23 protein-coding genes are annotated in these 23473 nt (G+C 60.4%); 6 read left to right on the plus strand and 17 right to left on the minus strand.

From position 1 onward, the window contains the following. Positions 1-91 precede the first annotated feature (91 nt). Genes ABWU19_RS01275 through ABWU19_RS01300 form a run of 6 tightly spaced genes read right to left on the minus strand, consistent with a single transcriptional unit; the run spans position 92 to position 5216 of the window. Complete coding sequence (locus ABWU19_RS01275; RefSeq protein WP_435899968.1) at positions 92-982, minus strand: glycosyltransferase family 2 protein; 891 nt, start codon at positions 980-982, stop codon at positions 92-94. Between the two features lie 10 nt (positions 983-992). Further along, positions 993-2285 (minus strand): flippase, encoded by a 1293-nt coding sequence (locus ABWU19_RS01280; RefSeq protein ID WP_435899969.1) that lies wholly within the window; start codon positions 2283-2285, stop codon positions 993-995. Next, positions 2252-2629 (minus strand): nucleotidyltransferase domain-containing protein, encoded by a 378-nt coding sequence (locus ABWU19_RS01285; protein WP_435899970.1) that lies wholly within the window; start codon positions 2627-2629, stop codon positions 2252-2254. The genes ABWU19_RS01280 and ABWU19_RS01285 overlap by 34 nt, the downstream gene beginning before the upstream one ends. A 25-nt stretch (positions 2630-2654) precedes the next feature. Then, entirely contained in the window at positions 2655-3437 is a 783-nt protein-coding gene (locus ABWU19_RS01290) for an SDR family oxidoreductase (protein ID WP_435899971.1), read from the minus strand. Further along, entirely contained in the window at positions 3424-4434 is a 1011-nt protein-coding gene (gene rfbB / locus ABWU19_RS01295; RefSeq protein ID WP_435899972.1) for a dTDP-glucose 4,6-dehydratase, read from the minus strand. Before rfbB ends, ABWU19_RS01290 begins: the two co-directional genes overlap by 14 nt. Positions 4435-4448: 14 nt before the next feature. Then, entirely contained in the window at positions 4449-5216 is a 768-nt protein-coding gene (locus ABWU19_RS01300) for a dTDP-4-dehydrorhamnose 3,5-epimerase family protein (RefSeq protein ID WP_435899973.1), read from the minus strand. On the opposite strand from ABWU19_RS01300, the gene ABWU19_RS01305 reads away from it, so the two are divergent. Next, positions 5100-5864 carry a glycosyltransferase gene (locus ABWU19_RS01305; RefSeq protein WP_435899974.1) on the plus strand — a complete coding sequence of 255 codons (765 nt, stop codon included), beginning with the start codon at positions 5100-5102 and terminating at the stop codon, positions 5862-5864. The genes ABWU19_RS01300 and ABWU19_RS01305 overlap by 117 nt on opposite strands. 3 nt (positions 5865-5867) lie before the next feature. Here ABWU19_RS01305 and ABWU19_RS01310 read toward each other — a convergent pair whose 3' ends face one another. After that, positions 5868-7265, minus strand: coding sequence for a mannose-1-phosphate guanylyltransferase/mannose-6-phosphate isomerase (locus ABWU19_RS01310; protein ID WP_036259336.1), 1398 nt, complete (start codon positions 7263-7265; stop codon positions 5868-5870). Between the two features lie 11 nt (positions 7266-7276). Continuing rightward, positions 7277-8350: a glucose-1-phosphate thymidylyltransferase gene (locus ABWU19_RS01315; protein WP_435899975.1), complete on the minus strand. Its 1074-nt coding sequence runs from the start codon at positions 8348-8350 to the stop codon at positions 7277-7279. A 236-nt stretch (positions 8351-8586) separates the two neighbouring features. Between ABWU19_RS01315 and ABWU19_RS01320 the strand changes: the two genes are divergently transcribed. After that, the gene (locus tag ABWU19_RS01320) at positions 8587-9693 is read left to right on the plus strand and encodes a class II aldolase/adducin family protein (RefSeq protein ID WP_435899976.1); all 1107 of its coding nucleotides are present in this window, start codon (positions 8587-8589) and stop codon (positions 9691-9693) included. Positions 9694-9729: 36 nt separating this feature from the next. On the opposite strand, the gene ABWU19_RS01325 is transcribed toward ABWU19_RS01320, so the two are convergent. Further along, positions 9730-10863, minus strand: a complete 1134-nt coding sequence (locus ABWU19_RS01325; RefSeq protein WP_435899977.1) for an RNA-guided endonuclease InsQ/TnpB family protein — start codon at positions 10861-10863, stop codon at positions 9730-9732. A gap of 122 nt (positions 10864-10985) precedes the next feature. Then, on the minus strand, positions 10986-11672 hold the full coding sequence (locus ABWU19_RS01330) for a monothiol bacilliredoxin BrxC family protein (RefSeq protein ID WP_435899978.1): 687 nt from the start codon (positions 11670-11672) through the stop codon (positions 10986-10988). Between the two features lie 150 nt (positions 11673-11822). Between ABWU19_RS01330 and ABWU19_RS01335 the strand changes: the two genes are divergently transcribed. Further along, positions 11823-12530: a TVP38/TMEM64 family protein gene (locus tag ABWU19_RS01335; RefSeq protein ID WP_013014290.1), complete on the plus strand. Its 708-nt coding sequence runs from the start codon at positions 11823-11825 to the stop codon at positions 12528-12530. Here the strand turns inward: ABWU19_RS01335 and ABWU19_RS01340 are convergent. Further along, positions 12522-13253: an SIR2 family NAD-dependent protein deacylase gene (locus ABWU19_RS01340; RefSeq protein ID WP_435899979.1), complete on the minus strand. Its 732-nt coding sequence runs from the start codon at positions 13251-13253 to the stop codon at positions 12522-12524. The two genes, ABWU19_RS01335 and ABWU19_RS01340, sit on opposite strands and share 9 nt — an antisense overlap. Before the next feature lie 57 nt (positions 13254-13310). On the opposite strand from ABWU19_RS01340, the gene ABWU19_RS01345 reads away from it, so the two are divergent. After that, a complete protein-coding gene (locus ABWU19_RS01345; protein WP_435899980.1) occupies positions 13311-14789 on the plus strand; it encodes an NAD(P)H-hydrate dehydratase in 1479 nt (492 codons plus the stop codon). On the opposite strand, the gene ABWU19_RS01350 is transcribed toward ABWU19_RS01345, so the two are convergent. Then, the gene (locus tag ABWU19_RS01350) at positions 14758-15456 is read right to left on the minus strand and encodes a hypothetical protein (RefSeq protein ID WP_435899981.1); all 699 of its coding nucleotides are present in this window, start codon (positions 15454-15456) and stop codon (positions 14758-14760) included. The two genes, ABWU19_RS01345 and ABWU19_RS01350, sit on opposite strands and share 32 nt — an antisense overlap. 51 nt (positions 15457-15507) lie before the next feature. Continuing rightward, the gene (locus tag ABWU19_RS01355; RefSeq protein WP_027877905.1) at positions 15508-16353 is read right to left on the minus strand and encodes a hypothetical protein; all 846 of its coding nucleotides are present in this window, start codon (positions 16351-16353) and stop codon (positions 15508-15510) included. Positions 16354-16751: 398 nt separating this feature from the next. Between ABWU19_RS01355 and thrB the strand changes: the two genes are divergently transcribed. After that, entirely contained in the window at positions 16752-17654 is a 903-nt protein-coding gene (gene thrB, locus ABWU19_RS01360) for a homoserine kinase (protein WP_027877906.1), read from the plus strand. Further along, a complete protein-coding gene (locus tag ABWU19_RS01365) occupies positions 17624-18376 on the plus strand; it encodes a DUF4388 domain-containing protein (protein ID WP_435899982.1) in 753 nt (250 codons plus the stop codon). The genes thrB and ABWU19_RS01365 overlap by 31 nt, the downstream gene beginning before the upstream one ends. Positions 18377-18415: 39 nt before the next feature. Here ABWU19_RS01365 and pgm read toward each other — a convergent pair whose 3' ends face one another. From pgm to plsX, 4 genes are all read right to left on the minus strand, one after another. After that, a complete protein-coding gene (gene pgm, locus ABWU19_RS01370; RefSeq protein WP_435899983.1) occupies positions 18416-20074 on the minus strand; it encodes a phosphoglucomutase (alpha-D-glucose-1,6-bisphosphate-dependent) in 1659 nt (552 codons plus the stop codon). Positions 20075-20142: 68 nt separating this feature from the next. Then, the gene (gene lhgO, locus ABWU19_RS01375; protein WP_435899984.1) at positions 20143-21363 is read right to left on the minus strand and encodes an L-2-hydroxyglutarate oxidase; all 1221 of its coding nucleotides are present in this window, start codon (positions 21361-21363) and stop codon (positions 20143-20145) included. A 52-nt stretch (positions 21364-21415) separates the two neighbouring features. Next, the gene (locus ABWU19_RS01380; protein ID WP_027877910.1) at positions 21416-22468 is read right to left on the minus strand and encodes a mechanosensitive ion channel family protein; all 1053 of its coding nucleotides are present in this window, start codon (positions 22466-22468) and stop codon (positions 21416-21418) included. Between the two features lie 8 nt (positions 22469-22476). Beyond that, positions 22477-23463: a phosphate acyltransferase PlsX gene (plsX, locus tag ABWU19_RS01385; protein ID WP_435899985.1), complete on the minus strand. Its 987-nt coding sequence runs from the start codon at positions 23461-23463 to the stop codon at positions 22477-22479. Positions 23464-23473: the final 10 nt, after the last annotated feature.

The raw sequence follows: 23473 nt of genomic DNA on the forward strand, positions 1-23473 counted from the left end.
TGAACGAATCGTAGTAACCTATTAGTATTTATCTTCTTATCGCCATGATACCTGAACGCAAGTGAAGCTCAAGATATGGAATCGACGTAGGTCAAGGCCACTTTTCCTCAATTACAGCTCCCCTTAGTTTCGCTTTACCAATCTGATACCCCTTTAGAGTAGCCCTCACTCGGTTCCAATCTCCCTTTAGCATCCGCTTTAATAGTCTGCCTACGGTACCCACCGTAATGGGTAACATTGGAAAACGAGCATGTCTACTAAAGAATCTAACTGCCGTAGAGTTGAAAAATACATCCATTCGCGCACTTTTCTGGCCGGTGCTTGCTGAGTCTTTGTGATAAACAATTGAATCGGAAGCCACTGCCAAAGCCCAGCCAGCTTTACGAACCCGAAAGCTATAGTCGACATCATCCCAATACATAAAATAATTCTCATCAAGCAAACCCACCGTTTCCAGTACCTCACGACGTATGAGCATACTTGCACCGCTTATATAATCTGGTTGACCTGGGGACGTAAGGAGCCATGGGCGACCAGAATACAAACTGACTTTCCCCCCACCCCAAGCTTGAATCCTCCCTGGCTGATCCATGTAAATAAGAATAGATCCGACCAAGCCTATTCTGGATTCCTCTTCGGCACATTTGACCAAGAAACTGAGGGCTTGGGGATCGACCTTTGTATCGTTATTCAGTAACCATACGTATTTTGCACCTTTCTCAAGGGCGTAGCGAATCCCAACGTTATTCCCACCTGAGAAACCAAGATTCGCTCCGGTTTCCATGAGGGTAACATCTGGATGCACCTCACGAATACGCGCCACAGAGTCGTTTGTAGAGGCGTTGTCCAGAACCACTATCTCGTAGTTGGGATATGTAAGGGATTTGAGCGACTCAATGCACTTGACTGTATCTTGCCAGCCATTCCAGTTGAGTACCAGCACAAAAACAGTCGACTCATTTTTATTATTCGGATTCGACATTCCTACCCTTTCACATAAACCACAGCCGCCGTCTTATTAGAACCAGCCACATCGCGCTTGCTCCAAGAACCTCTGCCACAACTACACCGGCCGCCAGACCCATCGACCCCATTCTAGGAATGAGCACAAGAGCCAAAATAAGGTTTATTAGCCCTGCTGCAATATAAACTTTAGTAAGCTCTCGATCAAGCTTATTTGCGATCATCCATTGTGTTCCCCAGACACTTGCAAGTGAGACAGGGAGAATAATCAAGCCCAATACATACATAATTTCCACAGAAGGCTCATAAGCATGGCCCAAAAAAAGCTTGACTGCAAACGGAGCGCTAACCCATACCGCAATCGTACCTCCAACCCCCAAAAAGAGGAGAAGTAACGTATTGCGCTTGAAAAGTGAGCGCGCCGCAAGAGGATCATGTTCAACCAAATGACTGAATTTGGGCAAATAAACTCGAATCAAAGGCTGAAGTAGCGATAAGAATGCTCTAATAAGTTTGTCTGCACCAGCAAAAAAGCCGACCTGTTGGGGCGGAACAAACAACCCGAGAATAAAACTATTAGCTGACGTATAAAAACTAATAAAGGCTGTAGCAAAAAAAATACGCCAACCCGCATGAACAGATGTCGTAATCATAGAAAAATCCGGCCATAAAAACCCAACCTCTTGCCAAGCCCATCGCCATGCTATGGCCGAAGCAAGCGCAGCAAACCACCCCTGGACAAGTAGTACCTTGTAAGCATCCGCAGGTTCACGCACCACCAAAAATATGAAAATAACCCCCAACGCCTTCGCCAGAACTTCCAGAATGGCCACTAGGCGCAAGCGTTCACGACCCTGGAAGTACCAAATAGGACTAAAACCCAGAGCAATTGCCCAAAACACACCCGACCAAAGCAGTAATGGGTGTTCACGCAGAACTGGAACCCACATTCCTAAACTAAAGGCAATGAGGACGACAATTAGGCTAAGGAAAAGTCGAGCCCCCAGCACACCTGAGAGAATCCTAGCCAATCGGTTAGGATCATTGCGATGTTGAGCAACTTCGCGGGTACCAGACAAACTGTAGCCATACTCCACTACCAAAGATAAGTACTGAGCTAGGGATTGCCCAATAGCTAACATGCCAAATCCATCTGGTCCCAGAACTCGAGCCAGATAAGGAAGCATTACTAGCGGTAGCAAATAGTTGGCAAACTGCACACCATAAAGGGCTAGGAGGTTCTGTGCAGTGCGCCCCCTGAGGAGCCGACTCAATTGACCCGTAATGCTCACAGATCCCCCCAAAGGATCACGAGCCGCCATCGCATTAGGTATATATACTGGGATGGGCAGGCTAACAAGGCTTTACGGGCCATGGAAAGCCTCTGTGCAAACCCATCCACCCCACCCCTTCCTTCTCTACGCACATCAGCAGCGCAGGCGGCGCATCCAACAGGTCTACCAGCACCCAGCAAAGCAAATTTGTATTCTTCCAGACGCTCTCTCAGCCCAGACAAGAGTCCCACCGGAAGAGGAGCTGGTTGACAAATGCCTATATCCAGGTTGGAGCAACGGTTAGCGATGCCTCGAGCGTGAGAGCCAAAGAGGTAGACCCGCTCCACCCCCATCGCACCCAGCCGCTCCCGTACTAGCTCGAGCCACACCACCAGGGCATTTTAGCAGAAGCCCAGCTCAAACCCCTGGCGCAGGGTTCCAGCTACGGGATAGGGCTCGCCAGCGGCTAATGTCCAGCGAGACGTCCTCCGGCAGCGGAACCGCCGCCTCCTTGCGGCTGGCCGGCTGAACCTCTGGGCGGGTGCGTTGCGCCAGCGCAAAGGCCGACTTGCGCTCGGTGGCAATGTGCAGGGTGGTATAGGGGATACGCTTCAGATTGCGCAGGGCTTGCGCGATCTCCGGAGCGATGACCTCGAGGTAGTCCTGGCTGGTGTAGAGGTCCGTATAGGCCCTTGGGTAAGGCCAGGGTGAAGGACGGAAAGAGGTGCGAATAATCAGGTAGCGAGGAAGCACTCGTACTACCTCCTCGGCAGCCAGTTTAGATAAGGCATAGTAGTTACGCACTGGCCCAACCGGGTCATCCTCGCGGTAACCACCTTTATCACCCCAAAAGACGTAGTCGGTGGAGATATGCACAAAGTGAGGGTTATACTCCAGGGCAGTTCGCACCAGGTTACGGGTACCCTCTACATTCACTTTCCAACACAGGGTTTTCTCGGTCTCGGCCTGAACCACATTGGTATATGCAGCCGTGTGGACGACCACCCGGGGCTGGTAATGCTCAAATGCCTTTTGAACCGAGCCCAAATCAGTTATATCCAGTTCTTCCCTGGTAGGTGCAACCAGTTCAGGTATTAACTTACGAAGGGCAGAACCCAGGCGGCCAGTTCCCCCTGTAAGTAAAATGTTTCCAACTTTTGTCATGCCATCTTCACCACAGGGCATTTCAACGTTGCTCATACCAGGCTTGCATTAAGCTCTGATGCTCTTTTTTCGCGCGTACCCGCTGCCACCAGCCCCGGTTTTGCATGTACCATTCGATGGTCTCTCGCAACCCCTGACCAAAGGAGTAGCGGCGTACCCAGCCCAAAGCCTCAGCTTTGGAAGGATCAACCGAGTATCGGTAGTCGTGACCAGGTCGGTCAACAACAAATCGCTTGAGAGATGAGGGTTTCCCCAGGGCTGCCAGGATAGCATCTGCAACCTGCACACCAGAAATTTGTTCGCGAGCACCAAGATTGTAGGCTTCACCTGAAGCTCCCAGATGTAGCACGGTATCAATCCCCGAGGCGTGGTCTTGAGCATGCATGTAATCTCGAACTGCCGAGCCATCACCATACAGAGGCAGAGGCCGGCCCTCAAGCGCATTGGTGATAAAAAGCGGAATGATCTTCTCGGGGTACTGATAAGGCCCGTAGGTGTTGGATCCCCGCGTTACCACTACATCCATACCATAAGAAATGCCATAGGCAAATACGAGGTGCTCGGCACCAGCTTTGGAGGCAGAGTACGGTGAGCGAGGACGGAAAGGGTCGGTCTCGAGGGAGTGGTGGTCAGAACCGTGCAGGTCACCATATACCTCGTCGGTGGAGACTTGCAAAAAGCGTTTTACCCCTTCTTTGCGTGCAGCCTCGAGCAGTACCAGCGTTCCCTCAACATTTGTTCGTACAAAAACTGAAGGATCCATCAGGCTGCGATCCACGTGACTCTCGGCAGCAAAATTTAGCACCGCATCAGCACCGCGCAGAGCCCTATGAACATCAACAGGATTGGTGATATCGCCCTGAATGAACTCAATCTGGTCCATCACAGATTCCAGGTTTTCTAAGTTGCCAGCATATGTTAGCTTGTCCAGTACCACAATCTGCCAGTCTGTGTGAACGTTCAGCGCATAGTGAACGTAGTTGGCGCCAATAAAGCCAGCTCCTCCAGTTACGACAACTCGTTTGAACTTCATCACATCTCTCCTTCTTAACCTTTATCATCTGCCCACAATTCAGCACCAAAGAAGTCCCATGGAAGGCGACCTTCATTAGGATCGGAAGGGTTAAATTGGTCGTTCATTGCGTAAAGAAGCAATGCGCCTCGGTGGCCCGCTCGGTAGCCATGGGCTACTCCAGAAGGGATGTACAGCAGTGAAGGTGCTTCACCCGAAAGCAGAACAGGACGTCGGGTGCCTTTCGTTGGGGAATCGGCTCTCAAATCTACCAACCAAACCAGTAAGGTACCCTCCAGAACACACCATAGCTCATCTTGGATGCGCTTGGGGTGGATATGAAAAGCATTGATGCGGCCTGGGACTGCCCAGGACACCGATATTTGTCGGGCCTCAAACGGCGTTGATAATCCTTCGACAAGGCCGTTATTCAGCCGGAGATGTTCCATAAAGGCACCCTCGAGTGAACGGTGCTTCTTAAGGGGTTGAAGTACAACACCTTCTATAGCGGGTGGAACTGTGTAATTCTGGTAACTTAGGACAGCCTGAGCCTGTTCATCCAGCTTCATATCGTTCTTTATCCTAAGGCATATACCAGCAACGATGCACGAATGGGGCGCCACATGAGTAAAGACTTTTCCATAATTGTGATATCCCACAATACCAAGGCCATACTTGGCGAGTGCTTGCGGCGAATTGAAGCCTACTATCCTGAAGCCGAAAAAATTGTTGTGGACACAGATTCCAAAGATGGAAGTGTGGAATGGGTCCGTCAGCACCACCCCAACGTAAAAGTCCTTCAAGTTTCCAATAGAGGTTATGCTTTTGCAGTTAACCAGGGTCTAGAAAATGCCACACGTCACTGGATTGTGGAGATGAACAGCGACATATATCTGGAGAAAGGAGACCTTGAGGCCTTACAAATTGCCCTGTGCAACAATCCCAGAGCCGCGCTGGCTGCCCCAACTTTGCTAACCGCACGAGGAACAATACAATCTCACGGGCTGTTTTATGCACCATACTACTGGAATCTGCTTCAGCCTCGTGCCGTAAGCTGGGTGTCTGGCGCACTCATCATGACTAGGAAAACCACGCTAGCAAGCATTGGGGGCATGGATGAGCGATTTTTCTTCTATAACGAAGATATCGAGTGGTGCACCCGTGCCCGGCGCAAGGGCTGGCAGGTGCTGCTGGTACCTCGCCGGGTGCTGCACTTAGGCGGCAGCTCCACCCCCAAAGACCCCCGCTTTATCGCCGAGGGCTACCGGGGCGGCCTGCTCTTCACGCGCGACTACTACCCCAGCCTGCACGGCCTGCACCAAAAAGCGGTCTGGCTCGAGGCCCACCTGCGCCTGCACCTCGACCCCAGCCCGCTGCGGCGTGAAGGCTACCGGCAGATTCTCAAGATGCTGAAGGAGGGGAACCTCGAGGTCTCACTCCTTACCCCTTAGCGGTCACACCAAGCTTTCCAGCCGCAAAACATCGTCTTCACCCAGGTACTCGCCTGTTTGCACCTCGATCAAAAGCAGTTCTAGCAAGCCCGGGTTATAGAGCTGGTGAGCTACCCCAGCCAGCGCACCCACCGACTCACCGGGCCTGATTATGCGCACCTGGCCGTCCAGCCAGACCTGGCCGGTACCGCGCAAAACCGTCCAGTGTTCGCTGCGGTGATGGTGCAAGTGGTTGGTAAGGGCCTGACCCGGCTTGAGGGCCACCCGGCGAATCTTAAATCCGCTGGCCTCTTCCAGGGTGACGTAGTTGCCCCAGGGCCGCTGGATGGTGCGGTGTCGTCGGACAGAGGCGTGGTTGTTGTGGGCAAGCTGCTCTACAACTTTTTTGACTTGCTGCACGCTATCGCGCCGGGCTACCAGCAGGGCATCGCGGGTATCCACGATTACCAGGTCGCTGGCGCCAATGACCGCTACCACCCGGTCTTCGCTTTGCACAAAGGTGTTTTTGGTCTCCAAAAGCACCGCCTCGCCCAGCACCCGGTTGCCATCGGCATCCGGCGGCACCATCTGGGCTGCCGCATCCCACGAACCCAGGTCGCTCCAGCCAAAATTGGCCGGTACCACAGCCACTTTTGGGGCTTTTTCCATCACGGCGTAGTCCACCGAGATGTCGGGTACCTGCGCGAAGAGGGCCCGATCCAGGTAGGTTCGCTCTCCTTTCTGGCTGGCTTGCCAGCAGGTCTGTATGGCCTGGTACAGCTGGGGTTGCAGGTGCTCTAGCGTCTGCAAATACACACCCGCTTTGAAGCAGAATATGCCGGCGTTCCAGTAGTAGCGCCCGCTGTTCAGGTAGGCCTCGGCCGTGGGCTGGTCGGGCTTTTCCACAAAACGCGAAACCTGGTAGACGCTCCCCTCCAGGGCCTCGCCCCGCTCGATGTAGCCAAAGCCGGTGGCCGGATAACTCGGCTGGATGCCAAAGGTGACCAGATAGCCCTGCTGGGCAGGGTGCTTGGCCTGGGCCACCGCTTGGGCAAACGCTTCCTCGTGCGAGATGAGCTGGTCGGCAGAAAGCACCAGCATCAGCTCGTCGGGGTTGCGCTCAGCAATCCACAAGGCAGCCATGGCGATGGCCGGTGCGGTGTTGCGGCGCAGCGGCTCGATGATGTAGTAGGTCTGCACCTCAGGCAGACCCAGGGCCTGATACTCACTTAGCGCGCTATAGTGATGCTCCTGGCCCGTCACCGTAAGCACCTCGCGTGCCCCGGCCTTCACGGCCCGCAGGAAGGCCTTTTGCAACAGGCTTTGGCCGTCGGGAAGCTTCATGAAAGGCTTTGGATAAAGTTCCCTGGAAACCGGCCACAGCCGAGTTCCTGCGCCACCTGCGAGAACCACAGCAATCATCCCCCTATCTCCTAAAGCCTCACCCGGCTGCGATCCCCCAGCACCAGCTCTAGGGTGTGGCGGCGCGTATTGCCCTGCCCATCCACCACCACCCCCTGACCCAGAATGCTGCTGTCCAGGCGGTAGGGCAGCGCGTGCACCTGGGCCTCGTCCATCAGAATGGAGTACTCGACCTCGCTGGCAATCACCCGAGCCCCCTTACCTATAGCGGTGTAGGGTCCGATAAAGCTATCCTCAATCAGGGCCCCGGCCCCCACATACGCCGGGCCACGCACGGTGCTGCGCACCAGGCGGGCTCCGGGCTCTATCACCACCTCGCCTACCACCTGGGCCTCCTCGAGCACCCCCTCGACGCGGCGAACCACCGATGTGAGCGCCAGCCGGTTGGCATCCAGCAGGTCTTCGGGCTTGCCGGTGTCTTTCCACCAACCCCGCACCTGGTGGGCCACCACCCGCAAACCCGCGTCCACCAGGCCCTGGATGGCCTCGGTGATCTCGTACTCTCCCCGGCTCGAGGGTTTGAGGCGCTGGATGATGGGGTGGATCTTTGGGCTAAACAGGTACACCCCCACCAGGGCCAGGTTGGAGGGGGGCTCCTTGGGCTTCTCCAAGAGCTGCACCACCTGTCCGGCCTGGTCGAGCACCACCACCCCAAAGGCCCGGGGGTCTTCTACCGGGGTTAGCAAAACGATGGCCTCAGGGCGGGTCTGGCGGTACTCCTCCACCAGGTGCTGGATGCCCCCCGAGAGCAGGTTGTCGCCCAGGTAGAGCACAAAGGGGCTGTCTGCCAGGAAGTCCTGGGCGGTTCTGACCGCATGGGCGATGCCCAGCGGTGCTTCCTGCACGATGTAGGTAAGCTTCACCCCCCAGTGCGAGCCATCGCCCAGGGCCGAGCGAACCTCGTCGCCGGTTTCGGGGCTTAGGATCACGCCAATATCGCGGATGCCGGCCTGCAGCAGGTCTTCCAGCGCATAAAACAGGTTGGGCTTGCCCCCAATCGGAATTAGCTGCTTGGCGCGGGTGTAGGTAAGAGGGCGAAGGCGGGTGCCTTTGCCGCCAGCAAGTAACAGTCCCTTGAACTCCATAGCGGCCTATAGTTTATCCCATTGCGCCAACTTACCAGGCTATACCCATAACGTCTGGCCAAGCCCTTTGCTTGGATCAGGAGGGCGTGTTGCGGCCAGGGCGTTTGAGGATCTTACCGTAGCGCTTTTGTGTGCGGTACCCCTAGGTACATGACAAAAGCCTCAGAAACCTCCAAGGTCTGGTAAAATCCAATGAGCCCCACAAATCTCAAACAAGGCATATGGAGGGCAAAAATATGGTGCAGTCCAGAGACAACACCAATCCCACCCTGGAGCAGTCGCCACCGAGCTTTGTTGTGGTCGGCCAGCCCACCACAGGCCTCCGCTTCCTGGCCGAAGCCCTACCTCCGGTAATGATGGCCGCCGGCTACCACTTTGAACCCGAGGCCGAAGCGCCCAGAGCGGTGCTCAACTTCATCCAGGCCGAAAAACCCACCCCTTACCGGCGCAGGGCCCAGGCCACCATGGTGGTCTCGTTTCTGGAGCTGCCGCAATTGCCCGCCCAACCCATTACGGCACTATATCCCTATCTGGTACGGGCCCTATCCAACATGCTGGTGGTGTACGTACCGGGGCAGGGGGCGTATTTTTTGACCCTCGAGCTCGGTCAGTACCACGAACCCGAAGGCCCCCGCTTTGCCGAGCGGCTATTCGAACGCATCCACCCCATCGCTTCTTCGGTGCTGGTGGTGAATAACCGCTTTGAAGCCGACCTCGAGCCCGAGCTCTGGCAGGGTGACGAGCTCACCGAGGAACTACGCCAGGCCGGGCGTCGTCTGGCCGAGTGGAATCTGCTCCCAGCGGCTTTTCCCATCGAAGAAATTCTGCCGCCCGAAGACCTTCGTCACGTCAAACGGCTCTATGGCATCGGGGGGCTTTCGTATGGCAACCTCTCGGTGCGTAAGGACGAGCGGCGCTTCTGGATGTCGGCCAGCGGGGTGGACAAAGCCAACCTGCGCGAGGTGGGGCGGGACATCCTGATGGTCACCGACTACGACCCCATCCAGAACGCCATGCGCCTCTCGGTGCCACCGGGCCTCGAGCCCCGCCGGGTGAGCGTGGATGCCATTGAGCACTGGATGATCTACCGCGAACACCCCCAGGTAGGGGCCATCATCCACGTGCACGCCTGGATGGAGAACATCCCCTCCACCCAGTTCAACTACCCCTGCGGCACCTATCAGCTCGCCGAGGCCGTGGCGCAAAAAGTACGCGAAGCCCCCGACCCCGGCCGGGCGGTGGTGGGGCTCAAAAACCACGGCCTGACCATTACCGGGCAGAGCCTCGAGGAGATTCTGGAACGCATCGAGGGCCGGCTTTTGCGCCAGGTGCCCATGTCGTGACGACTCCCCGTTCTAAAGAATGGGGCTTCTCGGTTCTCACGGGACGGCCCACGCCGTACCCATCCCCGAAGGCTCCGTCCGAGCCTTGGCCAGGATATTGATGGCCGCAGCCACATCCCGATGGAAGTGGCCGCCGCACCCCGAGCAGCGAAACTCCCTGACCCACAACGGTTTCCGCTCTCGGTGCCCGCACACCGGACAATCCTGGCTGGTATATTTAGGGTCTACCTTTATAACCCGCCTACCAGCCTCCTCCGCTTTGTAGGCGAGGATTTGCAAAAACCGTCCCCAACCCGCGTCCAGCACCCCCTTGGCCAGCCGGGTGCGGGCCAGGCCGAGGATGTTCAGGTCTTCGTGGACGATGGTGCCATATTCGTTGACCAGCCTCCTGGCTATTTTGTGGTGGAAGTCTTTGCGCTGGTTGGCAATTTTGCGGTGCAGCTTGGCCACCTGTCGTTGGGCCTGTTTACGGCGAGAACTACCCCGCTTCCTCCTGGACAGGCTGTGTTGGGCTCTGGCGAGCTTGGCCTGAGTTTTCTGATAATACCGGGGGGCTTCCACCATCCCCCCCTCCGAGGTAACCAGGAAGTGGGGGTTGGTTCCCAGGTCTATCCCGATGGCCTGGTCATTGGAGGGAAGGGGCCTGGGCTCGACTTCACAGGTAAAGACGAGGTACCAGTGTTCCCCTTCCCGCTTCACTGTGGCCGCCTTGAGTCTGCCTTCCAGGGGGCGGTGCAGTTTGACCTTGACCGAGCCGATGCCGTAGATGAGTACCCGTTTGCCACCCTCCTGGAGTTTGACCCCGGTTTGGCGCGCCTGGGGGAAGGTGAAGGAGTCGTAGCGCTCCCGTCCCTTGAAGCGGGGGTAGCCCGCTTTCTGTCCCGCCCTGACCCGGCGAAAGAAGCCCTGGAAGGCTTTATCCACCCGCTCGATGACGTTCTGCAAGACCTGGGAGTGGATGCCCTTGTATTCCGGTAGTTCGGTGCGTATCTCGGGCAACCACCGTTTTTGCTCGTAGAAGCCCACCGTTTTGCCCGCTTTCTGGTAGGCCTCCCGTCGCTCCTGCAAGGCCGCGTTGTAGAGGTGGCGGCACAGCGCAAGGGTGCGCTCCAGGTCGTTGCGCTGGGGCTGGGTGGGGTACAGGCGGTATTTGAACGCCTTCCTGGTCATCGTCCACCTGATGCTTAGCGCATCTGCCGCTCACTATGCTATGTCCGCCTCCGCCGGACGCAGGAATCCATGTATCCTCGGTTTGCAAACCGGGGGATTATAGTCCCCACACCTCCTCTTCTCTAAAGCGCATCGGCTTTGGTTGCTTGAAGGGCCTCGACCCGAGCGCGTAAGCGTCGGGCCCGCTCCACAAGCGGCTCGGCCCGGCCCGCAAGCTGGGCCTGAAACTCCAGCGCCACCACCTTGCCAGGGGTAAAAGCCCGTCCGTCGGGGTTGGGAAACAGGCTATTCAGCAGGTCGAAGTCTTCGTCTGAGCGCCAGTCGGCTTCTTTTTTGAGGCGATCCAGGTAGCCCCACTGGAAGCGCTCCTCGCTGAGCTGCCCCGTAATAAAGCGCTCGAGCAGATCCAGATAGGCCTGGAACCCCGCCACCGCGGGGTTGCGCACGGGTTTGCCGATGTGAACCGGCAGGTGCTGCAACAGTAAAGGCTCTAGCTGCTCGGGGTTGATCTTCCAGTTGTCGAGGTCGAAGAGGGGCCGGGCCTGACGAAAAAGGATGAACTGCGGGCTCTGGTGCCGGATGCCGGTGCGGGCTTCGACATGGCTCGAGGCCGGGCGGTCTTCGGGGATGCGGATGATGCCAACGGCTACGTCCGGGCGGGGCTCGAGGTACTTCTGCACGTAGCGCATGGCCTCGAGGGTCTTGTCACTGGTGCTGGCTTTGAAGATGGCCGTCAGCTCAAAACGCTCCAGAAAAGCGTCCACATCCTCGGGCGTTCGGAGGGGAAAGACCCGTTCTCGCAGGCTCATAAGTTCTATGTTAACCGCCAGCGGCCGGGGAATCCGTGGGGTGCGCCCTGGTTTTGGACAATGCCTGCTACCCACCATCCCCCTTCGCATGCCAGGTGTGACCAAGGGCAAAGGCAATTCTCATGCTTTGCGTTATCCTGGACTTCTGGAATGGAGCGGCTGCCCCCACCCCGAACCCTACCCGCACTGCCGGTATTGCTGGCCTTGCTGCTGCTGGCCGGCCTGCTGTTTGGTGCCTATCTCGTATTCCCTGGCTTCAAAGGACGCGTCGATGAGATCTATAACCTGCTTGCCAGCGGGAATCAGCAGGCCATCCAGGCCTGGGTGGCCGGGCTGGGCTGGCTGGGCCCCTTGAGCATTATCGGTCTGATGATCGCCCAGACCCTGGTCTCGGTGGTGCCCATGTCCCTGGTGATGCTAATCTCGGTACTGGCGTTTGGGCCGGTATTCGGCGGGATTCTGGGTTGGATTGGGGCGGTTATCGCGGCCATGGTGGGCTATAGCCTTGCCAGGCTGCTGGGCCCGGTGGTGGTGGATCGCTTCGTTAGCGAGGAGATCCGGCGCAAGGTGGAGGCCCAGGTCGAGCGCTACGGCCCCTGGGCCATCATCGCCCTGCGGCTCTCCTTCGTGGTACCCACCGACAGCGTGAACTTCGTGGCCGGGCTGGTGCGCATGCACCCCCTCAAGTTCTTGCTGGCTACTGCGCTCGGGGCCCTGCCGGTTGCGGTGGTGATCGCCTGGCTGGGTGCCGACTTCTCCCGGCTGGGGCCCTTCCTGCTGGCCGCCTCCATCGTGGGTTTGGTGGCCCTGGGGGGCTGGATTCTCTACGACCGAGCCCGGCAGCGCAAGTCATCTTAAACCATCCATCAGGGCTTCCATGCCCTCCACCGCGCCCATCCGGAGGGAGCAGTCGGCCTGGCTCGAGAGCGGGGTGGGGTTGGGGTTAATCTCGATCAGATAAGCGCCGCTCGAGCGCGCCAGCCACCCCAGGCTGGCCGCGGGTTCGACCTCGGCGCTGGTGCCTATTACCAAAGCCACCTCGGCAGCAGCAAAGGCCCGCTCGGCCTGCTCAAAAGCGCCCGGTGGCAGCATCTCGCCAAACCACACCACATCGGGGCGGCCCCGGGCCTTGCAGGTCGGGCAATAAGGCGGCGGCACAAAACGGGCCGGATCGGGCAGGGGAAACCGCTGGCCGCAGCGCTCGCAGCGGCCCCTGGCAATGTTGCCGTGCAGTTCGACCAGGCGCTGGGAGCCAGCCCGGCTGTGCAGGCCATCCACATTTTGGGTCACCAGTAGAAAGCCCTCCCCTACCCGCTGCTCCAGCACGGTCAGCAGCGTGTGGGCCCGGTTGGGCTCCGCCTGCATGACTTTTTGATAACGCCAGGCATACCACTCCCAGACTTTTTGGGGGTTGCGGGCGTAGGCCCAGGGGGTGGCGTATTCTTCGATATCGAAGTCCTTCCACAGCCCCGCGGCATCGCGAAAGGTGGGAATACCCGAGGGCTGGGAGATGCCCGCCCCGGTGAGCACCGCAACCCGGCGGGCAGTCAACAAGCGCTTGCGGGCAGTATCCAGGTTCATGGGAACAGTGTACGGGAGGGGCCAGGCTTCGTAGAATACAGCCAGCCTGTAGCGAACATGCGACTCTATACCGCCCAAGCCATGCGCGAAGCCGACCAGCGGGCCACTGCCCTGGGTTATCCCAGCCTGGTCTTAATGGATACCGCCGGAAGACGAACCGCCAAACGGCTTTTGCAGCACTATGTGGGGCGCAAGATTGCCGTGCTTTGCGGCAAGGGCAACAACGGCGGCGATGGTCTGGTGGCCGCCCGCTGGCTGGCCTACTGGGGGCACCCGGTGGCCGTGTATGCCGCCGAGGGCCAGGAAGGGGACGCGGCCACCATGCGAGCGGCCCTGCAGGCCCACGGCCTGGCCATAGCCCCCCTCTCGTCCTGGGAGCCCGAGAACCACACCGTGGTGCTGGACGCGCTCTTCGGTACGGGCTTGCGGGGGCCGCTGGAGGGCTTTTATAAAGCGCTGGTCGAGAAGGTTAACCGGTCTGGCCTACCGGTGGTGGCAGTAGACCTTCCTTCGGGGCTGCCCTACCAGCCCCACATTCGCGCCGACCTGACCGTGGCCCTGGGCGGCCTCAAGCCTGAGCACCTGTTTTACCCCCACCGCTCGGCCTGCGGTCGGATTGTGCTGGATTCTATTGGAATGCCTCCCCGGGCGCTGGACAACCCTGAGCTACCCGAGCTGCTCTGCCAGGCAAGCATGCGCCCTTTGTTGCCTATCCGGCCTGGCAACGCCCATAAAGGCGCGGTAGGGCGGGTGCTGGTGGTGGGGGGGCATCGCAGCTATACCGGCGCGCCCAGCCTGGCAGCCCTGGGGGCCTACCGCAGCGGGGCGGGGCTGGTCACGGTGGCCTACCCTGCCGACTGCCAGGTTAACCCGCCCCTGGAGGCGGTCAGGCTGCCCCTATTGGAGTGGAACACCACCCACCTGCAAACCACCAGGGCCGAGGCGGTAGCGGTGGGTATGGGCGCTGGCGAGGGGGGCATGGAGGCCGCGCTGGCCGCGCTGGGGCTGCAAAAGCCTACAGTGCTGGACGCCGACGCGCTACAGGATAAGGTTTTGCAGGCCTACCGCAAAGCCGGCCTCCCCACCGTGCTAACCCCCCACCCCGGCGAGGCCAGCCGCCTGCTGGGCCTTCCCAGCGAACAGATTGCCCACTCTCCCCTCGAGGCTGCCCAAGCCCTGGCAAGGCGCTACCCTGGGCTGGTGGTGGTGCTCAAAGGAGGCCCCACCGTGCTGGCCTGGCTACCACCCCAAACACCCACCTCCCAGCCCCTACTCGCCGTCAACAGCACCGGCAACCCCAGCATGGCCACCGGTGGGATGGGCGATGTGCTGGCGGGGGTTATCGCCGCCTTGCTGGCAGCAGGACTTTCGGCTTGGGAGGCCGCCCGCCTGGGGGTTTATGTGCACGGGCTGGCCGGGGACCGCGTCAGCAGAACCGGACTGCTGGCCCACGAGGTGGCCGAGGCCATACCCGAAGCCCTGAAGCAGCTAGGCTCCGGCGTGGTCAGAGACTTCTGGGAGCCTGGGTCTTATTGATGCCCAGCAGCAGCACGCTCATCGCCAGCATCCACAAAATATCGTAGGTCACGATGGACCACTGGGCGGGCGGTACACCCCCCAGAAGGTAGACCACTCGAGCCAGACTACCCAGCACCAGCGCCCACACCACCCCCTGCAAATAGCGCCCAATGCGCCCCCCAGCCAGCATGGAGGTTTGCTGGACAAAAAGCAGGGTCAGGTAAAAAGCCGCCCCGGCATAAATCAGCTCGGTCACGCTCAGAGGACGAAGCAGGGTGCTAAGGGCCGAAAGCAATACCCCTCCCAGCCCAGCCACCAGGGCCAGGCGCTGCGAAAACCCCAGGGGATAAAAACCCTGGCCCTCCATGCGGAAAGGAAGCAGGCTACCCATTAGCAGCAAGAGGGCCACGCCCACCAGGTAGACGCCCTCGCGCACCTCCTGGGTGCTGAGGCCGGTGACCACCTGGTAGGTAAACAGCAGGTCGCCCGCACCCAGAAACAACAAACCCACCGCCAGGCCAGACAGGGCTGCGCGCAAAATGACCGGCGAGCGGGCCGCAACCTGCCACAGCGCGTAGGCCCCAACAAAGTTGGACAGACTCACAGCCAGGTTGCGGGCATAGGAATCGCCCAGCAAACCCATCAACCAAACCAGCCACAGCAGACCCAGCAGACCGTACATCATGAACCCCGCCATCATACGCCTTTTGCCACAGCTGCGTGTCAAAGTAGCCCGCTACAAAGTGGGTCGCAGCAGGCGGTCGAAAAGGATGGCTGCGCCAGGCTCGAGGCTCTCAATCAGCCAGCGGCGCAGGTCTTTTTCAAGGGCAGTGGGGTCGTCGGCGGGGTAAATTTTGCGCAGGCGCTCGAGGGCCGATGGCGCGCCGCGCCCCATGTACTCCTTGAGTACCTCATGGGCGGCGTTCCACACCACGTTCAGCCGGATGCTCCGCTCTTGCTGGTCTTCCTGCCGGGCCAGCTCGAGCAGGTCGGGGGGGGCCTGGCTGGGGGCCTGCACCAGGTGCAGGTGCCCCTGAGGAAACTCTTGCGGCAGCTCTGAGGCAAAAAGACGCTTTCCACGGGCAAAGAACCAGACCCGCCCCACCAGGCCATCCTCGTGCACCAGCGCTCCAGTAAACTGTTCCTGCGTCAGCGAGTCCACCAGGTCTGCAACCACCACACCGCCGGCGGCCATCCCGCTCATGCGCAGCAAACCCTGGGTAAGGGCTACCAGCGGGGGCAGGTCATCGGGTTGAAGGGGGTAGAGCGAGAGCGTAGCCTGGCCCAGTTCACGCAGCAAGGCCCTATAGGCCACAGTACCGCTCAGGTGGCCGTAGGTCATCTGCCGCCAGGCCCCCAGGAGCTGGCCGCGATAGAAGGCCAGCCAGCCCCGCTCCTCCCCCGAAAATCGGGCCAGCGCGTAGCCGCAAAAGCCCTCCCCCTGCAACCGCTCGACCAATTCGGCGGCCAGCAAGCCGCCCGGCACACCCTCGGCCAGGGGATCGCGCTTTGGCAGCGCGTCGAGCAGGCGGCCCATCAAAGCGGGCGAGATGTGCTCGAGCAAACCCCGGTTCTCACCCACAGCCCCTCCTACCCTCCAACCCAGGCTTGCACAAAAGCCGTGAGCCCCAGCCAAACACCGCTGCCACGGGCTGCCATCCGAGCGCCCAAAGCCTCATTGATGCCCGGCTGGCTTTTAAGAAAACAGGGCCGTAAAGCATGCGCAAAGATGGTCTCGTTGTACCATCCAGCCTGGACATTGCAAGAGGTGCCCACTATTGACCCAAGGCTTTCTGGCTTGCAAAACCGTGGCCCGAAGCATATCGGTTCCAGAGCTGGCAAGCGCTATACCCCATCATTAGCTTGTAGTATAGCCTGCTTCCGCTGTTTTTGCCGCCGATGCAGGGCAAAAAAGGGTATCTCTGTGAAGCCGGTATAAGGGTATGATGGCTAAGACTACCGCCCTCAAGCGGGAGAGATATGTCTGGCGAAACCGTGCACGTTCTAGTTCCAGCCACCCTGGCCAACCTGGGTTCCGGCTTCGATGCGCTGGGGGTCGCGCTCGACCTGTACCTCGAGGTTCACGCCACCCCGGCCCCTACCAACCAGCTGCACTACAGCGGCCAGGGGCATGTTCCCAATACCCCCGACAACCTCATCCATCAGGGCTACCGGGCAGCCTGGCAGGCCCTGGGCGAGGCCCACCCCCCGGCCCTGTCGGTCTGGGCCCATAATCCCATCCCGCTGGCGCGTGGCATGGGCAGCAGCTCGGCGGCCCTAGTGGCCGGGGCAGCCCTGGCCGACCTGCTATCGGGTCATCAGCTGGGGAAGGATGGAATTTTCCGGGTAACCGCAGCCATCGAGGGACACCCTGACAATGTGGCGCCGGCGGTTTATGGGGGTTTTGTGGCCGCGCTGGCCGACCCACCCCTGGCCTTGCCGCTGCCTTCGCCCAGGGGGCTGCGCTTTGTGCTGGGCGTGCCGGCCTACGAGGTGCCCACGCCGCTGGCCCGGGCCGCTTTGCCCCAAACCATTCCCCACGCCGATGCGGTTTTTAACCTGGCCCGCAGCGCCCTCTGGCCGGCGGCCCTCTACGCTGGACGGCTGGATGCTTTGCGAGAGGCCGCTAAAGACCGGCTGCACCAGCCCTACCGGGCCCATCTGATGCCGGGCCTCGAGGCGGCGCTCGAGCGGGTCTACGCCGCAGGTGCCCTGGCGGCTTTTGTGGGAGGCGCAGGCCCTACCCTGGCCGCCCTGAGCGAAACCCCGCACATCGAGGCCATCCGGCTGGCCATGCAAGATTATGTGGGGCAGGGTTTCACACTGGTGCTGGGTCTGGGAGAAGGTTTGCGATGGAAGGCAGCTTCGACACTATCCCGCTAAGCGATGTGCTCCAGATGATCCACGCCAACAGTGGAACGGGCATCCTGCACCTTCAGTCCAATCGGCTCCCGCTAAAGTTGCAATTCATGCTGGGTGAGGTGGTGGGAGGAAGCATCCTGGACTGGGAAGGCTTCGAAGCAATTGCCTCCTTTCCGCTCCACCCAGAGCAGGGCCATTTCAGGTTCGAAGCAGGCCGGGTTCAAGGGGTTCCGCTGATGTCGTTTAAGGCTTTTTTGGGCGAGTGGGCCCGCATGAACGACCAGTGGGCCCGCTTCCGCAGTGTGCTAGACTCCCCCAGCCGGGTACTGGAAACACCTCGAGCGGTGGAGCCTTACGCGGTTTTTGTGGGGGGCAAAAGTGTTCGGGCCGCTGCTAAGAGCTGGGGGGTTCCGCTGATCATTGCTGCAGAACGGGCCTGGCGAGGGCTGCGGGAAGGCGACCTCAGCAAGCTGCGCAAGTATGCCTGGTTTGCCCTGCGCATCCGCCACCCCTCGGCCCGGCGCACCCAGGCGGGCATCCGCAATCCCAAAGACCTGACCGTACTGCTCGATGGCAGCCGCAACCTAGGTGAACTCATACAGACCGGCCTGCCCATTGCTCAGGTTCGCACCTACCTGATTGAGCGCATTACCAGCGGGGAACTCGAGCCCCCCGGTAGGGGCTGGATATTGCGCGACCTGTTGTGGGAGCTCGAGGCCGAGCAGCCTGCCAACCCCGCTTGAAGCAGCCCGCACGTCCTGGGTTTTGACCAGCGCTGATTGCTATCCGACCCCGGCCTGGCGAAAAGCCTCGCCCACCAGAGCCCTGGCCTCGGCCAACACGCGCTCGAGGTGCTCCGGCCCCTTGAAGCTTTCGGCGTAAATCTTGTACACGTCCTCGGTGCCCGAAGGCCGGGCGGCAAACCAGGCGTTCTCGGTGACCACCTTGAGCCCCCCGATGGGCTCGTTGTTGCCGGGTGCGCGGGTTAGCTTGGCCAGGATGGGTTCACCAGCCAGATAGGTGGCCGTGACCATCTCGGGCGAAAGGTTGGAAAGGGCTTTTTTCTGGGCGCTGTTCGCTTCCGCATCCATACGACTGTAGGCCGAGGAACCAAACCTCGCTTCCAGATCGCGGTAGTGCTGGCTGGGCGATTTACCCGTCTTGGCCAGAATCTCGGCGGCCAGCAGGCCCAGAATGATGCCGTCTTTGTCGGTGCTCCAGGCCGAGCCGTCCATACGCAAAAAGGAGGCCCCGGCGCTCTCCTCGCCCGCAAAACCCAGGGTTCCTTGCAAAAGCCCGTCCACAAAATACTTGAAGCCCACCGGCACCTCCACCAGCCGCCGGCCCAGGTGCTTTGCCACCCGGTCAATCATGCTGCTGCTGACCAGGGTCTTCCCCACCCCCAGGCTGGCCTGCCACTGGGGGCGGTTCTGGTACAGGTAGTGGACACAGACCGCCAGGTAGTGGTTGGGGTTCATCAGGCCGTCCGGGGTCACGATGCCGTGCCGGTCGGCGTCAGGGTCGTTGCCGATGGCCACATCGAAGCGGTCCTTTAGGCCAATGAGTGAAGCCATGGCATAGGGCGAGGAGCAGTCCATGCGGATTTTGCCGTCTTTGTCTACGGTCATGAAGGAAAAACTGGGGTCAATTCGTTCGTTGACAATGGCCAGGTTGAGCCCATAGTGTTCGGCGATACGCTGCCAGACCGCCAGCGAAGCGCCGCCCAGTGGATCCACGCCAATCTGCACCCCCGCCGCCTTGATGGCCTCCATATCGAGGATGCTGCCCAGTTGGCTTACGTAGGGCGTAACAAAGTCGAACTCCCCCACTGCCAAAAGCGCCTTGCTAAGGGGCCAGCGCTTCACCTCGATAAGACCGTCCCGCAATATCTGGTTGGCCCGCTCCTGAATCACTTTGGTTACGCGGGTATCGGCAGGCCCGCCATTTGGGGGGTTGTACTTGAAGCCCCCGTCCTGGGGGGGGTTGTGGCTGGGGGTGATCACGATACCGTCGGCCAGGTTACTGCTGCGATGTCGGTTGTGCTCCCGGTTGTGCTCGAGAATCGCGTGCGAGATGAGGGGAGTCGGGGTGTAGCCCCGCCCTGCTTCAACCCGCACATCCACCCCATTGGCCACCAGCACCTCCACCGCCGTGATCCAGGCCGCCTCGGAGAGCGCATGCGTATCCATGCCCATAAAAAGCGGCCCGGTAATGCCCTGCTCGGCGCGGTACTCCGCTACTGCCTGGGCCACCGCCAGGATGTGGGCCTCGTTGAAGGTTCCCGCCAGGGAAGTGCCCCGGTGGCCGCTGGTGCCAAAAGCCACCTGCTGGGCTGGGTTTTGTGGGTCGGGCCGCAGGGCGTAGTAGCTGCTTACTAGCCGGGGAATGTTGACCAGAATGCTGTGGGGTGCAGGTTTGCCGGCCAGGGGATGTAGGCTCATAACCACTCCTTCTGCCAGGAGTCTATTGCAGGGGGCAATGGTTGGGCAAATGGCGGGCTCGAGCGCAGCTAGGCCTGCGCTACTTCTTTTCCTTTGTGCAGCGCCTCAATCTGATCCACCACATACTCGGCAAAGGGCATTGCAGCCGTCCAGGCTGGCGAGATGGCGTTCAGCACATGCAGCCCCTGAGAGTTGCCCTCGAGCAAGAAGTCCATCACCAGCTTCTTGTCCTGGTGGTCGTAGAGCTGGGCGCGGATGCCCGGTCGGCCCCAGGTTTGGTAGTTCTCTGGCCGCACCCCTTCCAAGAGGGCCGAAGCCTGCCGAACCAGATAGGCCCTGGAGTACTTTTTGATCTCTTCTAAGGCCAGGCTGCGGAAGTTAAAGTCGTTGCGGAAGAACAAAATAGCCTCGTCCCGCAATATCGAGAGAGCCTCGGCAGCATCGAAGCCCTTCAGGCCTTCGTAGTTTTCCCGCCAGAAGGCCGGAATGGCGGTTGGGCCAATTTTGGCTTTGCCATCCACCGTAACGGTAAAGTGGACGCCCAGAAATGTGTTGCGCAGGTCGGGCACCGGGTAGATGTTGGTTCGGAGGGCCCCCACGGGTTCAGAGCCATACACATACAGCCCCTTGAAGGGCAGGATACGGTAGCGCAGCCCCAGGCCAAAGTCGTGGGCTACCCGGTCGGCGTAGAGGCCGGCGGCGTTGACCACAAAACCCGGGCTGTAGACCTCCTGAGGGGTGAGGACGTCCTGGCCGCGCCGACCCTGGTAGGGGCTATCCAGGTGAATCTCGATGCCCCGGGCCTGGCACTCCGCGGCGATGGCGGCCATGCACTCCTTGGGATCTACGGTAGCGGTATTGGGCGACCACAGGGCCAGCTCGGTGGACCTGACCCGAGGCTCGATTTTTTTGGCCTCCTCGAGGGTAATCAGATAGGTCTCCACCCCGTTCAGGTCGCCACGGCGCTTAAGCTCGCGCAGGCCCTCCACTTCCTGCTGGTTTTTGGCCACCACCAGCTTGCCGCAGCGGTTGATCTTGAGGCCCCGCTCCTCCACAAACTGCTTCCAGCGGGCGTTGCCCTCGCGGGTGAAGCGGGCCTTGAGGGAGTCGGCGGTGTAGTAAAACCCCGCGTGCAGCACACCGGAGTTGCGCCCCGAGCCGTGCTGGGCCAGCTCTTTCTCTTTTTCCAGCACCACCACGCTGGCCCTGGCATCTCGCTTTTTGATTTCCAGGGCAATGGTCAGGCCCACAATGCCCCCACCGATGATCAGGTAATCGCAGGTTTTCATCCCACTCATTTTATGCCCGCCCAGGTTGGGCCCATGTGCAGGTGCGGTTGCCCTAGGCTTTTACGATGCGCCGGGTGGGGTAGGGAATGGCGATACCTTCGGCATCGAGCCTCAGCTTGATGCGGCGGCGGAACTCCCGCCCAACGGCCCACTGCTCTTTGGGCTTGGTGTTGAAGAGCACCCGAATCAGGATGCCCGACTCGGCGAGCTGCTGGATGCCCAGGGTTTCGGGGGGCTGGTCGGTGAACCTATCGCGCCACTCGGGGTCGTGGTAGAAGGCCTCGGCCTCCGAGCGCACCACCTCGAGGGCCTTGTCTATAGGCGTTTCGTAGGCCACCGAGACGTCCACCACCGCGCGGGCCCAGTCGCGGCTCATCACCGTGACCTGCTGGATGGTGGAGTTGGGGATAAAGTGCACCCGGCCTTCCAGATCGCGCAGTACCGTAATGCGCAGATTAAAGCGCTCCACCCCACCCGAGAGCTGCCCCACGGTGATCACGTCGCCCACCCCATACTGGTCTTCCAGCAGGATGAAAAAGCCGTTTAGCACGTCCCGAATAAGGTTCTGCGCCGCCAGCGAGACCCCCAGCCCCACCACCCCGGCCCCGGCCAGCAGGGCGGTTACGTTGAGGCCCAGGTTGGAAAGGGCAAACAAGAGCCCCAGCACCACAATCAGCACCTGTAAGACCGACTCCAGCACGCTCTTGAGGGTCTGGGCCCGCACCTGCTCGCGGGTGAACTCGCCCGACCCCACCGGCACGCGCTGCAACAGGCGCGGCACCAGGCGCAAAGCCAGCGAGGTCGCGCCCAGGATGAGCAACACCGCTAGCCCGCGCTCGCCCAGCCAGCTCGAGAGGGTCTGGCCCCAGCTCTGGAAGGGCTCGAGCTCGACCCGCCACACCTGCGCCGCCAGCGAAGCCACCATCGCCGCAGTCAGCGCCCACCAGAGCGCGCCGGCCAGCCGCCAGTAGCGGTCGTCACGGGTGTCGGGGGTAAGCCGGGCCAGCCAGCCCGCCAGACCCGCCCCGGCCCGCCCTACCCAGAAGCCCAGAATCAGCAGGCCGATGCTGGTAAGTATGCGAAGCCACAGGCTCGAGGTCTCCATAGCTGCTCCTACCTGGCCAGGAGGGAAATTCCCGCCCGTACCCGTTCCACCAGCCCCGCTTCCACCACGCCTTTAGCCTTGCGGATGGCGCTAAGAACTGCCCGCCCATCGGCAGAACCATGCCCGATAAAGACCGGGCCTTCCACCCCCAACAAGGGCATCGCACCGTACTCGGCGGGATCCATCTTGGCACGCAAACCCTGTAACGCACCACGCACCAGCAAGGCTCCAATTTTGGTCAGCCAGGAACCGCCGCTCAGGGCTTCCCGCACCCATTTGAAGAGGGTACGGGCCTCACCTTCGGAAAGCTTGAGCACCACGTTGCCGGTATAGCCGTCGGTCACCACGATATCGGTGGTGCCCTTGAAGATGTCGCGCCCTTCCACGTTGCCGAAGAAGTGGATGCCGGGGGTGGCCTTGAGCATGGGAAAGGTTTGCAGGGTGAGCTCGTTGCCTTTGTGCTCCTCCTCGCCAATCGAGAGCAGCCCTACGCTGGGGTCGGCTACCCCCTGAGCCTGGGCATAGGCCGTAGCCATCACGGCAAACTGCACCAGCCATTCGGGCTTGCAGTCTACGTTGGCCCCGCCATCGGCCAGGTAGGTGCGGCCCCGCTCGCTGGGCAGCTCGATCAGCAGGGTGGGCCGGTCTACCCCCTGGATGCGCCCCAGGTTGAACAGGGCCGAGGCCAGCGTAGCCCCGGTATGTCCCATGGCCACCACCGCCGAGGCCTCGCCCTGCTTGACCAGTGCCATGCACACGTTGATGGAGGCCCGGCGCTTCTTACGCACGTCGGTGGCGTGGTCTTGCATGGTGATGTACTCGGGAGCCTCGACAATGGGCAGATCGCCCCCCTGTTGTTGCAATTCTTGTTTCAGCACCGCGGTGGGGCCTACCAGAACCACGGGAATCCCCTGTTTGTGCGCCAAAAGAGCGCCTTCTACCGTAACTTTGGGGGCGTGGTCGCCCCCCATGGCATCTATGGCAATCGGTTTCACGGGTAATAGC

Source organism: Meiothermus cerbereus, from assembly GCF_051297115.1.
GTDB lineage: Bacteria > Deinococcota > Deinococci > Deinococcales > Thermaceae > Meiothermus > Meiothermus cerbereus_A.